A 799-nucleotide genomic window follows, 5' to 3' on the forward strand; every position below is an offset into this window, starting at 1 on the left:
TTCGAGGAGTCGTATAAAGGTTCTATCGAAGTGGTAAGAATGCGGATTTAATCATCCTCGATAACAACCCGATGAAGATTGAACCTAAGGCGCTAAAAGACCTAAACGTGGAAGAAACCATCAGCAGAGGTCGATCGGTTTATCAACGACAGTAATCCAAAATAAAACACCGCCGCTATCGAGGCGGTGTTTTCTATCTGACTCACCAAGCACTTTATCTATTTGCTCGCCACTAGCTTCGCTAACCAAGTAGGAAACTTTTCGTATTTAAGAATAAACCACACCTAAGCAAAGGAGGATTAATCAAAATCAGAAGGTCGTTTTGAGAGCGGCTTTAACAGCCTGATTCAACTTACTTAGCACCAATTCAAACACCCAACGAATAAAGGAATAAGTAAATTTGATCGCGATATTTGCACCTTTCCCCGCAAATACCAACATGTGGCCAAGTAAACCTTTTACGCGTTCAGAAAATTCGCTAGAGAGTTCTGAAATTTTGACGATTGAACGAGCAATCGCGTCATATATAGTAGCAATAGCAGAACCTACATTTTGCAGGGCAAAGACTGACGCCGCAGCCCCACCATCAACTAACAACGTAAGGAGCGCTGCCGAGATCTTATCTGCCCAATCAGCAGAAGGTGTGGCTTGAAGTCGATTCTCATAGTTTAAAACGACGCGTTTAAAAGTGGAGCTTGCCTTTTGAAAGCCAAGGCTATCCCAGGTTGCAGTCTGTGTATAAGAACTGTACTCCGCCATAAAATGTGCGCTAGGAAAAAGACCTTGAGCACGATTCAAT

2 pseudogenes are annotated in these 799 nt (G+C 42.9%); one reads left to right on the forward strand and one right to left on the reverse strand.

What is annotated here, in order from left to right:
- Positions 1 to 155, forward strand: a pseudogene (locus tag R7Z77_RS24910) (amidohydrolase family protein); the annotation flags it as partial.
- Between the two features lie 154 nt (positions 156 to 309).
- On the opposite strand, the pseudogene R7Z77_RS24915 reads toward R7Z77_RS24910, so the two are convergent.
- A pseudogene (locus tag R7Z77_RS24915) lies at positions 310 to 799 on the reverse strand (lipase family protein); the annotation flags it as partial.

Source organism: Vibrio sp. 1401 (assembly GCF_033340295.1).